Raw genomic sequence first — 12,242 nt, 5'->3', positions numbered from 1 at the left:
AGTGCCGAGGCCGTGCGTAATCCAAAAAGCAAGGGAACTGATCATTCATGGGTAACCATCCTTTTCGCCCTGTCAATACCGCAACACCTGCTCCCGAACAAGCCCATGCTCTTCCGCAGTCAACCCCAACAACACCCGCTGCGGATACGCATACTGAGCCGTCGCGCGCCCGACCTGATCCCTCAGTCCATCCTGATGCACGCGCGCGATCCTGCCAACCCGACCAAAAAAACCGACCGCGAGCTGCTGCTCATCATTCACGAGCTTCAAGTGTTTGGCCGTGCGCAGCTTTTCAAACATCGCCGCTTTTTTTCGCTTGATACGGCCTTGTTTGGCGCGCTTGGCCCGCTTTCTGGGAATGTAGGGCGTGCCATCGGGTGCCCGCTGCGCCGCGATACGACGCGCCTGACTGCGCCTGAGCGTCTGCGCGATCTGCCGCGTCAGTTGCCGGCGTTGGCCAGGGCTGAACTTGTGGAGCAAGGCCCCGGCCCAACTGATCATGCTGCTGAGATCGTCGCTCACGTTACGTCGGCCGGCGTGTGCCACTCGGCGAGCAGATCACTGCCTGGCTGCTGCGCCCAGAATGTTTGGCTATATTGTGGTGTCGCCTGTGGCTCGGCTGGGTGGCTGATACGAAGCTTGCCGTCCTCCTGGTGCTGCACGATCACCCGCTCATTTAAATCGAGGTTGATCGCGATATCGATGCTCTGGTGATGATTAAAATCCACTTCAAACGCGATGCCATTCTTACGCGCCTCCGGATTGGCGAGCAAGTCGCGTTGATGCACGCCCACCCATATCAGCAGCGGCAGCATCAGCGCATCCGGGTCGCCGCCGTAATCGGTAATGATCACATTGAGACGGTAGCAATATTCAAACGACAGCGAGCCGGTCGCGCTGGCCAGCAGATTGCCTTGGTCGGCGAACACCAGCAGTTTGTCCGGATTGTGCGCCAGATCCGGATGGGCTTGAGTTAAATAATCGCGCAGGCTAGCGGGCTTGTACATGCTCGAGGCTTTCCTGATGATCGACCAGCATATCGACCTGCGCCGCACAGTCGGCCCAGGCCGCTTGCGTCCGTTCCAGCGCCAACTGCAATTCGCCGTTAGTCTTGGGCGCGCTGGCGGCCAGCTGGCAGCGGCTGACGTAAGGACCAGTCTGGACGATAGTCGCCGGCACCGCGGTAGTCGGGATGTTGGCACAAGCTGGCAACAGCGGCAGGCAAAGGAGTAGCCGCCCAAATTTGTATCTCCGTGTTGTCATGGTGTAGCTCCTTGATGACGGTTTCTCTCTCTGTCAGCGTGGCGCGGATGCGCTGATGTTCCTTGCTGAGCTGATTCAAGCGTTTGCGCTGCGCAGCAGCGGCCTGTTCCCATTGCAGAATCTGGCTGTCTCTACTGGCCAGCGTGCTGTTCAATTGTGCCGTTTTAGTCTGCTCAACTTCCAGATCGCTTTGCAAGACATTCAATTTCAGGCTGAGCATGGCCAGCAACAGCGCCGTCAATACCAGCATGCCGGTCAGTAGTTTCGTTGTCACGGCCATAAGCCCACCTTGCTGCCTTGCTTGGTGATCGTGAGAACCTGCCGACGCGGCCGACTGTTTTCTGCCGCGATGGCCAGATGTACCCAGATAGCCGGAGCGATGCGTTCCAGGATCAATTGATCGAATGGCAGCGCGCTGCCGACCAGATGCTGGCAAATTTCGCATGGCGTCCCATATGCCGGCGCCTTGAAATCCGCGGCCAGCCCCTGCAGATGCGCGCTGTCGGGCTGACCACCGACCAATTGGTTCAGCCGCGGGCAGCGATAGCCACTGCTGATCAGCACTGGTACATCCCCCAATGCATGCCGAACCTGCTCAAAAAACTCTGCCAGCCGACGCAGATTATGCAGCGCGCTGTCAGTCGGCGTGTTATCGATGCGATGCTGCTGCGCCGTTTGACTACGCACCAATTCAGCCAAACTGAAATGCGGCGACAGCCATTCCTCCTGCAGGCTCATGGATGACTCCTGGTCAGACTGGCGACATTGCCCCGTGCTCGAAACACCAGCAGCAAGATCGTCACGGCGATGCCGGCCCGGCCCAATGACACGCTCTCCGGATGCAGCAATAATTCCAGTGCACAATGACCGGTAAAAACAATCAGGCACCAGGCTTTGCAAGACTGCTGCCAACAATAATTGGCCAGCCCGCGGCGATACAGCAGCAGACGCAGGCAAGTGGCGAAGTAACAGAAAAACGTCAAGCTCGTCAGCAGTTCAGTCACGGGGTCGTCCTTTCTGTAGCCATTGTGGGAGTTGGATCGTCTTGATCAGGTCAATCAAATGCAGGGTCACGGCAATCGCCGCTGCTGCCGCTAAAAAAGCCGCCACGCCCGATTCGTGCAGCGGCGTTTTCGAGACCACTTCGGGTGCAGCCAGATAGCCAACTGCAAAGGAAATCAGCATGTACGCGACGCGTTGTAGCAGCGGTAGATTTTTACTGCTGATGGCCACCAGACTCGAGCCGGCAAAGGCACCAATCAAAGCATTACCGTCGATGCCAGGAAACAGCGTCGACACACCAAGGCTGGCGGCGGTGGCGGTCACGATGAAGCTGGTAGTGTGAGGTTCGGCCATGAGGTTCTCGTGTGGTGGTCTGTGTCGATGTAAACGCTATGCGGCGGCTTAATCCCAGAGTTGCACGATCTGGTGACTGCGTGTGCGATGCGCGAGGTGTTCAGCGGTCGGTAACACGACCGCGCTACCGTGCGGAATAAACACGCCGGTATCGGCAATGCTGCGGTTGAGTTCCAAGGCCGCCTCAACGACGCCCTGCGTCATCCCTACATGCCGCCAGCACAGCAGGTCCAAGGTGTCGAACTGGTGAGCGTAGACGGTGAAACTCATATCAACTCTACCGTCATGTGAGGACGCTGCAAGATGTTGGCGATGGCCCAGTGCGCATTGCGGCGTTCTTGTTCGGGAGCGGCAGCCAGCCATTCGATGGCTTTCTTATCGCTCTGTGCTTGACCGGTACTATCGAAATCACGATATTTTTCCAGCAAATCAGCCTTGGCGGTGCTATACACCGCACGCCGGTAATGCGCCAGATACTGGCTTTCCCCTTGAATGCTCGGTGCCGGTACGCTGAGTAAATCGGCATACTGCGCGGCGAGGTGCTGCGCCTTCCAGGCATGCAGTGCGAGATTAACGCTCAAGATCGCATCGACCAAGGCGGCAGTGAGTCTGGCATCGGTTACGGTGCCATCGATTCTGGCGGCCTCACGCATGTCGGCCAAGCGGATATCTGGGAACCAGCCGTCATTGATAATCAGGCCGGCAGCCGGTGCGCTGGCCTGATTGCTTGGTGCAATGGCGATAAAACTCATGAAACGTCTTCCTAAAAAAACGGCGGTGGGCGGGCGTCAGACCTAGATAAATTTTTGTCATCAGCCCGCGCCGCCGTGCGCTAGGGGGTGCGCGTTAATCGGGCGTCGCTTTTTTAATGCGCCGCTCCAGTCGTTCGATATCTTTCTTGACGCCGATGCCGTTAAACAGCTCAAGTGCGCGCTGCAAGTGGCGCAGCCCTTCCTGTGCCAACGGCAGTTGTTCCCGTGTCAGATCCTCCTCCCCGCTGCCAGCGATACAGGCATAACCGAGCGCCTTATACAGCTTGGCGCGCGCCTGGTCGGGCGCATCTTTCCCTTGGGTCAGCTGATCGACCCGCTCAAGGATAGCCATCGCATCCACCCCTTGCGGCAGAGGTGGCTGGAGGAAGGCGTCCGGAATTTCATCGAGCAGCATGGTCGCGGTATCGCGCTGATACTGATCCGGCAGTTTCATATTGTGCTGCAAAACATACTCAGCGATCTGCAAAGCGCGCGCGAAATCGCCGACATCAATATGCCATACCAACAGCGTGGTCAGCACCATGTCCTGTGCACCATGACCGCTCGCGAGCGCACCGTCGATCCAATCTTGATAGGCCGGCAGCAGTGCGCGTTTAGTCTCGATCTTGCGCTCAATCGACTGGATTTGTTTAAGGCGCTGACGGTCGGTAATCAGCTGCGCGCACATCAATTCGTAAGCGTTGCCGGTCACGACGCCACCAGCAGACGCGTTCGCGGCCGCCAGCGCTGCCAGAGTGCGCAGGTAGTGTTGTTGTGCTGGACTGATGCGCGCCATGATTAATTCACCAGCTCAACGTGTTCAACCAAGGCGGCCATGCCATAATCTTCAATGACATAGGCATCGTTCGATGACTCATAATTTTCAATCCTATCGCGCTTAGGATTTTCCACCACCTGGCGACGACGAGCACCATCTTGAAAATAGATCGACAGATTATCGAAACGCGTGATCAAAAAAGCATTCGCTGGAAAATACGGCACACTCACCGCCTGCAAACCGCCGATCCGCTTCTGGCTGATCACCACATCGGCCGCCAGAGTTTCGACATGGCTTTGCTTCTGATTCACCAGCGGGAAGTATTTATCGTGCATCAGTTCGCGGCCAACCATCACCACCAAGCCGGTATCGTCGCGAAACCACGGGTCAAGCAAGGTGATGGCGTCGAACACCGCCGCATCGAGGTTGGCATAATCACTGCCGGCCCCAGCCCCGACGCTGACAGTGCCGGCGGTTTGACCCGAACCCATCACACGCTGCGGGGCGTGTTCACGCATATTCTGCAACCACCCTTTATTGACATCCTGCAGCAGCGGATAGGTGGCGATATCGCTGGTGTCGGCCACCGACGCGCCATGGAAACCGATGACCATGCGATCGAGCGCCTGACGGCGCAGAATCACATCACGGATGCGCGTCTGGAAATCGGCGAATTTAGCCCAGGCATCGAGTTTGGCATACGGAATATGGGTATCAAAATTCGTTTTCACGCAGCGGTACTTGTCATCGCCAAGCTCGGTCAAATCACGTGGCTGACGTTCGCTCTTGTTGGTATCGGTACGGCTGGCAACCGGCCCGCTGATCCCTAACTTGAGTTTTTCACCCTCTTTTTCGGTCACACCGATGATATTGATCTTACCGAGGAACTCACTGGACTCCTGCATCTTCGTTTCCAGTTTCTGCTGCACCGACGGGTCAACCGCAAAGGTTTTCGTTACATCGGCGACACCATTGAGTTCGCCAAGCCGAGTCAGCAGAGAGTGATAGACGGTGCGGGTAGTATTGTTCATTGCAAGTATCTCCGAAATTCTTTGGTAAAAGTGGTGCGAAGCGCAGACTGTGCGCGGTATACGTCAACATCAACAATCGGTTTGTTGGCCACCCTGATGGCCGGTGGATGACGGACGCGTACTGTGCTTGCCCGGTTCCTGGGCGAGCTGCTCCTTCACGCTGTGAAAATCGGCAGTCACGAACCGGAGCGATTTTTCCAGATCGTCAATACGCTGGCCCGCCGCGCTGACATGCGAGGCTTGCTGCGCAACGTGCTCGAGCAGCGTGTCGACCGCCTGGCTGATATCGGCAAAGCGCGCATCGTCGCCGGTCTTTTTGCTATTGAAACGACCGAGCAATTCTTTGACCCTGATGGAAAGTGAGCTGGCTTCTGTGTCAACTTCATCAAATTCCAGCGTCACCTCGGTGGCTGCTGAAAACAGATTGCCGGGGCTGCTTTTGCGCGCCGCGAATGGGCTGGCATGGGGATTTTGTGCCGCGAATGAGAGAATCTCTGTGCCTAAGCTGGCGGGGCTATCTGTGACGCCCAAACCTACCAGGTAGGCTTCGCCGCTGTCAGCGAATTTTTCATTGATTTCGATGCTGGTGTAGATTTTTTGTTTTGCCTTGGTCATTTTAACCAGATCAGGCGTCGGTTCGATCTGTGCGTATAAACCGAGTTTTTTCACGCCGTCAATCGTGACTTCCTCTGCTTTGAGTGCTGTCACATCGCCGTAGGCACGGAAAGGGCTGTCAACCAAGGTGCCGCGAATATGCTCCATCCAAACACGTGCGCCGTATTTAACCGGGTCAAAGTTCTTTGCCATTTGCTCGATCCAGCTGCGCTCGATCTGGCGGCCATCGGTGGTCGCACCTTCCAAGGCGACACGGAAAAACTTAGAGGCGAATTTTTTTGACATGGTGTGGTAGCCAAACTGACTCAGCTTATGGGGGAATGAAGCCCACATGGTCGGCCTTGCTGTCTTCTGCATCAATTGCCTGAGGGTTGTTAATCAGTTTATCAACTCCGCCAGACTGCCTGCGCACGCGCGTAGCCCCTACGCTGGCGGCATGATGGAAAATGACGCTACGCTCCTTGCAAACAAAACCGACATGCGTCGTCTTGCGCGGGCCTTATATTGGCAAGGCTGGCGGATCTCATCGATTGCACAACACCTCGACATCAAACGCAGCACCGTGCAAAGCTGGTGCGATCGTGATCATTGGGACAAGGCCTCGGTCATCGAAAAAATCGAAACCGCCTTAGATGCCCGCCTGGTGCAATTGATCGCCAAAGACCTCAAAACCGGTGGCGACTTCAAAGAAATCGACTTACTGACACGTCAGGTCGTGCAAATGGCGCGCGTCAGGCGCTATGAAGAACCGGGCGGTAACGAAGTTGACCTAAACCCCAACCTGGCCAAGCGTCACGCCGGCCCCAAGAAAAAAGCAGCACGCAACGATTACAGCGACGAACAGCGTGAGCAACTGCTGGAGGCCTTCCGCGATTCCTTATTCGACTATCAAAAGAGTTGGCTGAGAAACGGCCACCAACGTACCCGCGTCATTCTAAAATCACGTCAAATTGGGGCGACCTGGTATTTTGCGCGCGAAGCCTTGGCGGATGCATTTGAAACCGGACGTAATCAAATCTTCCTGTCTGCTTCAAAAGCGCAGGCGCACGTCTTCAAACAATACATCGTCCAGTTTGCAAAGGAAGCGGCGGGCATTGAGCTCAGCGGCGATCCTATCGTTCTGCCGAATGGCGCGCATTTGTACTTCTTGGGAACGAATGCGCGCACGGCGCAAGGCTACCATGGCAATTTCTATTTCGATGAATTCTTCTGGACGCATCAATTCCAAGAATTGAACAAAGTCGCGTCCGGCATGGCGCTGCATAAGCAGTGGCGCAAGACCTATTTCTCCACGCCTTCCAGCATCACGCACGAAGCTTATCCGTTCTGGACGGGCGATCTATTCAACAAGCGTCGCCCCAAAAAAGACCAAGTACACATCGACATCAGCCATGCACGACTACAGAGCGGTTACACCGGCGAAGACAAAATCTGGCGCCAGATCGTGACGATCATGGATGCCGAGCGCGGCGGCTGCAACTTGTTCGACATCGATGAGCTGCGCAGCTACGAATACAGCCCGGACCAGTTCGACAATCTGCTGATGTGTCACTTCATCGACGATACCAAGTCAATATTTCCTTTGACCGAACTACAAAAATGCATGGTCGACGCATGGCTTGAATGGACCGATTTCAAACCATTTACCACCCGCCCCTATGGCGACAATCCGGTCTGGATAGGCTACGACCCCGCCCATACCGGCGACAGCGCCGGTATCGTTATCCTTGCCCCGCCGCGCACACCCGGCGGTAAGTTCCGCGTGTTAGAAAAAACCCAATTTCGTGGGATGGATTTTGCTGCCCAGGCCGAATTGATACGGCAATCAACGATACGCTATCACGTCGGCTTTATCGGTATTGATGCGACCGGAATGGGCGAAGGGGTGTATCAGTTGGTGAAGAATTTTTACCCCTCGGTCACCAAGATCAATTACGACCCCGCCATCAAAAGTCGCATGGTGCTGAAAGCGCAAGACGTGATCAGCAAAGGCCGGCTCGAATTCGACGCCGGTGCGACAGAACTGGCGCAATCCTTTATGGCGATCAAAAAAACACTGACCGCCAGCGGCCAGCAAGTGACCTACAAGGCCGACCGCAATGAAGAAACCGGTCACGCCGATCTGGCCTGGGCATGTATGCATGCACTTGACCACGAACCGCTCGATGGTGGCCACCACAACAGTCAATCATTTATGGAGATCTACGCATGATACGCAGGAAGCAGCGCGGGCAGATAAATGCAGCGCAGGAAGTCAGGACCGAGCGTGCGACGGCCGTCAGCCAGTCGGCGGCGCTGGAAGCATTCAGTTTTGGCGACCCGACGCCGGTATTGGATCGCGCAGAAATTCTCGATTATATCGAGAGCTGGTCGAACGGCCGCTATTACGAACCGCCGATCAGCTTTGACGGCTTAGCCAGATCGTTCCGCGCCAGCGTACATCACAGCTCAGCCATCTATGCCAAGCGCAACTTGCTGGCCTCGACCTTTGTCCCACATCGGCTGTTATCGCGGGAACACTTCAGCCGCTTTGCGCTCGACTTTCTGGTCTTCGGTAACAGCTACCTCGAGCGGCAAACCAACCGCCTGGGTGGCACGCTCGGACTCTATCCTGCGCTGGCCAAGTACATGCGCCGCAGTGCCACCGATCTGAGTGCCTATCTGTATGTGCACGGCTGGAAACAGGAGCACGAATTTGCCCCTGGCTTGATTTTCCATCTGATCGAAGCCGACATCAACCAAGAAATCTACGGCCTGCCCGAATACCTGAGCGCCTTGCATTCGGCCTGGTTGAATGAAGCCGCGACGCTGTTTCGCCGAAAATACTACCAAAACGGCTCGCATGCCGGCTTCATTTTATACATGACCGATGCGGCGCAAAACCAGACCGACGTCGACAAGATGCGCGAGGCGCTCAAGCAGAGCAAGGGACCAGGCAATTTCCGCAACGTGTTCATGTATGCCCCGAACGGAAAAAAGGATGGGATACAGCTGATTCCGGTTTCCGAAGTCGCCGCCAAAGATGAATTTTTCAACATCAAGGGCGTAACACGCGACGACATGCTCGCCGCCCACCGTGTGCCGCCCCAGTTGCTGGGCCTGGTACCGAATAACACCGGCGGCTTCGGCGCGGTCGAACCGGCAGCGCGGGTATTCGTCCAAAACGAACTCGAGCCGCTGCAAGCGCGCTTCATGCAAGTCAATGACTGGCTGGGCGAAGAAGTCATTCGCTTCGACTCTTCCAAATTATTACAATCGGTAGGGGCAGCCCAATGAGCGACCACGCGGATGTCTCAGATAAGAATATCGAAAATTTCATCGCGTCCGCGATCGCCAACGCGTGCCGCCAGGTGCATGTGCAAAGCGATGGGTATTGCTTGTTTTGCGACGAGCCGGTCGCCTTCGGACTGCTGTTTTGCAATAAGGAATGCCGGGATGATTTTGAGAAAGAGCAACGGACCTTAAAAATTGCCGGCAGATAGCCCTACAGCATGGAAAATCCCCGACGTGTTCGGGGCTTTTTTATAGCAACAAGACCACCTCCAAGCGCTACCATTCATACGCGACTCTTGCGGCAGCGCATCACTGTGACATCGATCACAGAAAAGTTATTTCTTTTAAGAAAATTTTTCAGATTTCAAGCTTTTCCCCCTTGGCGCGCAGTCATCCCCCCACCACGCCTGCGGGCTAAATAGCCCGGTTTTGACGCAAATTTTGGAAACTGACGCACAGAGGAGAAAACCGCCGTTGCAGGGCGAGCACACGCGGCAAAAAGTGACGCAGTTTGACGCACCTGAATGCCGTTTCGGGCGTTCAGTCAAATTGATGCGGTACGGGTATCTCTGGCACCTTAAAAGCGCAGAGATCAGGAACATCCACCCCCAACGCATCCGATACGCGCCGCAAATCGACAAAAAGTCCGGCCCGAATTGCCAGGCTGGCGCTTTGCTCAATTTGTCTCATGAGTTTGAATTTTTGCTCATGTAGCAACACCATATCGCGTACCTTGAGAACATTGTCCCTCCCGCGCATGCCGATCGACGGCACTGGATCACGCGGCAATAACATGGGCAAACCAGTGACGCTAATGGAACGGCTGGCGATGCCCTTAGTCCAGTAGTTCCACAGAACATCGTCACATTCATTTTGGTAGTCGATTATTTTTTGTTTGCAAAAACACCATTATTTTACGCGGGGGGCGATTGTCTCAAAAAAGCCAACTCCCCACATCCCAGGTTTAGCCTCGGGAAAAAGGTAACCAAGGTAATCTGCTCTATTTTAATTATATAAGTCTTTGATTTTAAAGGATTTTTATGGTTACCTTTAAAAGGTAACCATAGATAACTAAAAAGGTAATCTTTTCTAAGTGCTTGATTTTATTGAAGTAATTTTTAAAGGAAATTACCTTTTTAAAAGGTAACCTGATTACTTTAAGATTACTAATAAATTACCTTTTTAAAAGTCATAAAAAACCTATATATATCAATGACTTAACATGCATTTTAAAAATTACGTTACCCTGGTTACCCTTTTCCCGAGGGGGTACTTTATTTTGAATTAATTGTATTTTTGATATTTGTTTATTAATTTTTATTGCTTTATTATTATTTACATCAATAGTTAAGGTGCAAGCACATCGTATCTCCCTCTGTTAGCACCGCAGCTTTGAACAGGGGAAAGAGAAGGAAAAATATTTCCTGAAAAGTAATTTTATATTGACATGACTCCCTGCGCGGCCGGCAAGGAATTGGAAGGGCTTAAAAAGGTCGATAGAGCGGAGATTTGCGCGACGGCATTTTTAGAGCAATCTGGCTCTGTCGATCAGAGTTTCGATGCAATCGAGTCGGACGATTCTCGATAATAAACTCGGTAAAGTAGGCTGATGTTTTTATGCCTACTAATTCGAGCCAATACCATTACATCAACTTTTTTTGCTAGCAATGTAAGTGCTGTTGCACGAGCATCATGAAAAGTCAGTCCAGATATCATTTTCTGTCTGCACAGTTTTGAAAATAGGGTGCTTCCCTCGTTTGGCCCTACAGTAAAGTGGGCCGATAAGATCAATTTCTTTGCGATTCGCCCGACTGGCACCTCGTCGCGGCCACCTGTTTTTGTTCTTGGGAGGATGACTACTTGCCGTGCAGAATTAAAGTTTTGCGGAGCGTTCAACACTTCAGATAAGCGCATGCCAGTGCGTAGGGCAATGTGAAATGCAAGAGCCATCTCGCCAGTTTTTCCACCTGCTGCTTGTCCGGCGCGGAGGATGATCTTGATTTTCTGCCATTCCCATCGCTGAAACCGAGCCGCATTTTCTGCCGGCAGGCGTACCCCTTTGAATGGGTGGCGCTCTATCCAGCGCCACTCATCAACGGCAATAGTGAATAGGTGACGCAACAAATTTGCCTCACGCTGAACGGTCGATCCAGAGACAGTCTTTAACCTTTCATCTCGCCATTCTCCAATTCTGGCGCTGCCGATGTCTGCTAATCGCGTATGAGGTAGAAAATACTCAAGCATTGCGTTAAAGCGTCGCATTTCCCATACAGGGCTACGCTTTGTGATGCTTACCGTATTTTTGTAATGCTCGACGGCATCAAGAAAGGTTTTTCCACCGCCGCCTTTGAGCAAATCAAGCTCAGCTTCTTTTTTGAGCGCCCATGCTTGGGCTTCGCGTTTTGTATCGGTGACGTGAGTTGAACGAAAACCATGGCGCTGAACTTCGGCACGCCACTTATTTCGGTATTTGCGAATATATGCCATCTGTGCGGGATTACTGTGCGTATTTTGTGCGTGGAGCATAGTATATCGCATCAAAAACAAACTGTGCTCATACTATCAAAGCCAGTGCCACATGTAATCATTTTCCGTCTTTTGGTGCCCGAGGCCGGAATCGAACCGGCACGCCCGCTATGAACGAAGCGGCGGATTTTAAGTCCGATGTGTCTACCTGTTTCACCACTCGGGCCCATCACATCAACAGACAGTCTACACTGTTTGTCTGGAAAAAAAAGCGCTGACCACCGGCTAGCGCTTTTTTAATACTGGAGGCGGGGGTCGGGATCGAACCGGCGTAAACGGCTTTGCAGGCCGCTGCATAACCACTTTGCTACCCCGCCAAGGGTTGCTGATACCGTCACCGCTCAAACAGCAGTAACACGCATGCGGTGCAACTATACTCTCACTGAAAAGGGAAGCGCGGCTTCCCTTTTGGAATCTGGAGCGGGAGAAGAGGCTCGAACTCTCGACCTCAACCTTGGCAAGGTTGCGCTCTACCAACTGAGCTACTCCCGCATGTACTGCATTGCTTCTACTTCGGTGCTTCTATTTGCCTGCTCGCCACTTGCTGCCGAATGCTGTGACGTTCCAAAATTCTGGAGCGGGAGAAGAGGCTCGAACTCTCGACCTCAACCTTGGCAAGGTTGCGCTCTACCAACTGAGCTACTCCCG

The 12,242-nt window shown here is 53.8% G+C and carries 17 protein-coding genes and 3 tRNA genes; 3 read left to right on the top strand and 17 right to left on the bottom strand.

Annotated features, from left to right (window positions below; all coding sequences use genetic code 11):
• Window positions 1-72: 72 nt before the first annotated feature.
• The 12 genes from QN359_RS13760 to QN359_RS13710 all read right to left on the bottom strand — a co-directional run bounded on the left by QN359_RS13760 (window position 73) and on the right by QN359_RS13710 (window position 6,080).
• Window positions 73-522, bottom strand: coding sequence for a phage virion morphogenesis protein (locus QN359_RS13760; RefSeq protein WP_322247900.1), 450 nt, complete (start codon window positions 520-522; stop codon window positions 73-75).
• Window positions 519-1,007, bottom strand: a complete 489-nt coding sequence (locus tag QN359_RS13755) for a phage tail protein (protein ID WP_322247899.1) — start codon at window positions 1,005-1,007, stop codon at window positions 519-521. The genes QN359_RS13760 and QN359_RS13755 overlap by 4 nt, the downstream gene beginning before the upstream one ends.
• Window positions 991-1,212 carry an Rz1-like lysis system protein LysC gene (lysC, locus tag QN359_RS20085; RefSeq protein ID WP_322251105.1) on the bottom strand — a complete coding sequence of 74 codons (222 nt, stop codon included), beginning with the start codon at window positions 1,210-1,212 and terminating at the stop codon, window positions 991-993. Before lysC ends, QN359_RS13755 begins: the two co-directional genes overlap by 17 nt.
• A complete protein-coding gene (locus tag QN359_RS13750; protein WP_322251151.1) occupies window positions 1,106-1,537 on the bottom strand; it encodes a hypothetical protein in 432 nt (143 codons plus the stop codon). Before QN359_RS13750 ends, lysC begins: the two co-directional genes overlap by 107 nt.
• Entirely contained in the window at window positions 1,534-2,001 is a 468-nt protein-coding gene (locus QN359_RS13745) for a D-Ala-D-Ala carboxypeptidase family metallohydrolase (RefSeq protein ID WP_322247898.1), read from the bottom strand. Before QN359_RS13745 ends, QN359_RS13750 begins: the two co-directional genes overlap by 4 nt.
• Window positions 1,998-2,267 (bottom strand): phage holin family protein, encoded by a 270-nt coding sequence (locus QN359_RS13740; protein ID WP_322247897.1) that lies wholly within the window; start codon window positions 2,265-2,267, stop codon window positions 1,998-2,000. Before QN359_RS13740 ends, QN359_RS13745 begins: the two co-directional genes overlap by 4 nt.
• Window positions 2,260-2,619, bottom strand: a complete 360-nt coding sequence (locus QN359_RS13735; RefSeq protein ID WP_322247896.1) for a putative holin — start codon at window positions 2,617-2,619, stop codon at window positions 2,260-2,262. Before QN359_RS13735 ends, QN359_RS13740 begins: the two co-directional genes overlap by 8 nt.
• 48 nt (window positions 2,620-2,667) lie before the next feature.
• Entirely contained in the window at window positions 2,668-2,889 is a 222-nt protein-coding gene (locus QN359_RS13730; protein ID WP_322247895.1) for a tail protein X, read from the bottom strand.
• Window positions 2,886-3,371: a head completion/stabilization protein gene (locus QN359_RS13725; RefSeq protein WP_322247894.1), complete on the bottom strand. Its 486-nt coding sequence runs from the start codon at window positions 3,369-3,371 to the stop codon at window positions 2,886-2,888. Before QN359_RS13725 ends, QN359_RS13730 begins: the two co-directional genes overlap by 4 nt.
• A gap of 94 nt (window positions 3,372-3,465) precedes the next feature.
• Entirely contained in the window at window positions 3,466-4,167 is a 702-nt protein-coding gene (gene gpM, locus QN359_RS13720) for a phage terminase small subunit (protein ID WP_322247893.1), read from the bottom strand.
• 2 nt (window positions 4,168-4,169) lie between these two features.
• Entirely contained in the window at window positions 4,170-5,180 is a 1,011-nt protein-coding gene (locus QN359_RS13715; RefSeq protein WP_322247892.1) for a phage major capsid protein, P2 family, read from the bottom strand.
• 69 nt (window positions 5,181-5,249) lie between these two features.
• Window positions 5,250-6,080 carry a GPO family capsid scaffolding protein gene (locus QN359_RS13710; RefSeq protein ID WP_322247891.1) on the bottom strand — a complete coding sequence of 277 codons (831 nt, stop codon included), beginning with the start codon at window positions 6,078-6,080 and terminating at the stop codon, window positions 5,250-5,252.
• Window positions 6,081-6,234: 154 nt separating this feature from the next.
• Between QN359_RS13710 and QN359_RS13705 the strand changes: the two genes are divergently transcribed.
• Genes QN359_RS13705 through QN359_RS13695 form a run of 3 tightly spaced genes read left to right on the top strand, consistent with a single transcriptional unit; the run spans window position 6,235 to window position 9,277 of the window.
• Window positions 6,235-8,007: a terminase ATPase subunit family protein gene (locus QN359_RS13705; RefSeq protein WP_416200181.1), complete on the top strand. Its 1,773-nt coding sequence runs from the start codon at window positions 6,235-6,237 to the stop codon at window positions 8,005-8,007.
• Entirely contained in the window at window positions 8,004-9,071 is a 1,068-nt protein-coding gene (locus QN359_RS13700) for a phage portal protein (RefSeq protein WP_322247889.1), read from the top strand. Before QN359_RS13705 ends, QN359_RS13700 begins: the two co-directional genes overlap by 4 nt.
• The gene (locus tag QN359_RS13695) at window positions 9,068-9,277 is read left to right on the top strand and encodes a hypothetical protein (RefSeq protein WP_322247888.1); all 210 of its coding nucleotides are present in this window, start codon (window positions 9,068-9,070) and stop codon (window positions 9,275-9,277) included. The genes QN359_RS13700 and QN359_RS13695 overlap by 4 nt, the downstream gene beginning before the upstream one ends.
• 331 nt (window positions 9,278-9,608) lie before the next feature.
• On the opposite strand, the gene QN359_RS13690 is transcribed toward QN359_RS13695, so the two are convergent.
• The 5 genes from QN359_RS13690 to QN359_RS13670 form a co-directional block, all read right to left on the bottom strand.
• Window positions 9,609-9,863 carry a hypothetical protein gene (locus tag QN359_RS13690; protein ID WP_322247887.1) on the bottom strand — a complete coding sequence of 85 codons (255 nt, stop codon included), beginning with the start codon at window positions 9,861-9,863 and terminating at the stop codon, window positions 9,609-9,611.
• 753 nt (window positions 9,864-10,616) lie between these two features.
• A complete protein-coding gene (locus tag QN359_RS13685) occupies window positions 10,617-11,594 on the bottom strand; it encodes a hypothetical protein (protein WP_322247886.1) in 978 nt (325 codons plus the stop codon).
• Window positions 11,595-11,667: 73 nt separating this feature from the next.
• Window positions 11,668-11,760, bottom strand: a tRNA-Leu gene (locus QN359_RS13680).
• Between the two features lie 77 nt (window positions 11,761-11,837).
• Window positions 11,838-11,911: transfer RNA gene (locus tag QN359_RS13675), tRNA-Cys, on the bottom strand.
• Between the two features lie 99 nt (window positions 11,912-12,010).
• Window positions 12,011-12,086 (bottom strand) — tRNA-Gly (locus tag QN359_RS13670).
• Between the last annotated feature and the right edge of the window lie 156 nt (window positions 12,087-12,242).

Origin of the sequence: Undibacterium sp. 5I2, from assembly GCF_035019605.1 — a bacterium.
Classification (GTDB): Bacteria; Pseudomonadota; Gammaproteobacteria; order Burkholderiales; family Burkholderiaceae_D; genus Undibacterium.
The sequence above is the reverse complement of the archived record's forward strand: the minus strand, read 5'-3'. Positions and strand labels throughout refer to the sequence as shown.

What these genes read in the sequence shown, in the direction of transcription:
- QN359_RS13755 (WP_322247899.1), bottom strand. Translation starts at nt 1,007, where the DNA reads ATGTACAAGCCCGCTAGCCTGCGCGATTATTTAACTCAAGCCCATCCG.
- QN359_RS13745 (WP_322247898.1), bottom strand. Translation starts at nt 2,001, where the DNA reads ATGAGCCTGCAGGAGGAATGGCTGTCGCCGCATTTCAGTTTGGCTGAA.
- QN359_RS13735 (WP_322247896.1), bottom strand. Translation starts at nt 2,619, where the DNA reads ATGGCCGAACCTCACACTACCAGCTTCATCGTGACCGCCACCGCCGCC.
- QN359_RS13730 (WP_322247895.1), bottom strand. Translation starts at nt 2,889, where the DNA reads ATGAGTTTCACCGTCTACGCTCACCAGTTCGACACCTTGGACCTGCTG.
- QN359_RS13725 (WP_322247894.1), bottom strand. Translation starts at nt 3,371, where the DNA reads ATGAGTTTTATCGCCATTGCACCAAGCAATCAGGCCAGCGCACCGGCT.
- gpM (WP_322247893.1), bottom strand. Translation starts at nt 4,167, where the DNA reads ATGGCGCGCATCAGTCCAGCACAACAACACTACCTGCGCACTCTGGCA.
- QN359_RS13715 (WP_322247892.1), bottom strand. Translation starts at nt 5,180, where the DNA reads ATGAACAATACTACCCGCACCGTCTATCACTCTCTGCTGACTCGGCTT.
- QN359_RS13710 (WP_322247891.1), bottom strand. Translation starts at nt 6,080, where the DNA reads ATGTCAAAAAAATTCGCCTCTAAGTTTTTCCGTGTCGCCTTGGAAGGT.
- QN359_RS13705 (WP_416200181.1), top strand. Translation starts at nt 6,235, where the DNA reads ATGGAAAATGACGCTACGCTCCTTGCAAACAAAACCGACATGCGTCGT.
- QN359_RS13700 (WP_322247889.1), top strand. Translation starts at nt 8,004, where the DNA reads ATGATACGCAGGAAGCAGCGCGGGCAGATAAATGCAGCGCAGGAAGTC.
- QN359_RS13695 (WP_322247888.1), top strand. Translation starts at nt 9,068, where the DNA reads ATGAGCGACCACGCGGATGTCTCAGATAAGAATATCGAAAATTTCATC.
- QN359_RS13690 (WP_322247887.1), bottom strand. Translation starts at nt 9,863, where the DNA reads ATGTTATTGCCGCGTGATCCAGTGCCGTCGATCGGCATGCGCGGGAGG.
- QN359_RS13685 (WP_322247886.1), bottom strand. Translation starts at nt 11,594, where the DNA reads ATGCTCCACGCACAAAATACGCACAGTAATCCCGCACAGATGGCATAT.